The sequence below is a fragment of the Clostridium boliviensis genome (assembly GCF_033342255.1).
GTDB lineage: Bacteria > Bacillota > Clostridia > Lachnospirales > Lachnospiraceae > Lacrimispora > Lacrimispora boliviensis.
The window spans coordinates 1-343 of record NZ_JAWONS010000258.1 but is presented as its reverse complement, the minus strand read 5'-3'; the positions used below and the strand labels follow the sequence as shown (position 1 = coordinate 343).

At 56.0% G+C, this 343-nt stretch carries 1 pseudogene; it reads right to left on the bottom strand.

Annotation, left to right across the window (positions count from 1 at the left end):
* A pseudogene (locus RZO55_RS17910) lies at positions 1-343 on the bottom strand (hypothetical protein); the annotation flags it as partial.

Sequence of the window (343 nt, the reverse complement as noted above, 5' to 3'; positions counted from 1 at the left end):
CTTCATATAATCATCCGACATCCCCCGGGGCGCTCCGACCATAATCCCGGCTTTTCCCGAATAAAACACCCGGGTGTTGGCCTCGTTGGGATTGAGGAGGACGAAATCCTTTTGGATCGCTCCTTCCTTGTACAGTTCGGCCATCGTCTTGATCCAGTCTTTCCGCGCATCGCTGATGATTCCCGGGATGTACTGACCCTTCTCGTTTTTGTGGTACCAGGCATCCGCATCCCAGTAACTGCCGAAGTGGTAGTTGGGCCAGACCTTCTCCCCGAACACCAGGCCGTAGGTGTCGTCCTTTCCGTTGCCGTCCGGATCCTCTTTGGCGAAGGCGATGGCGACT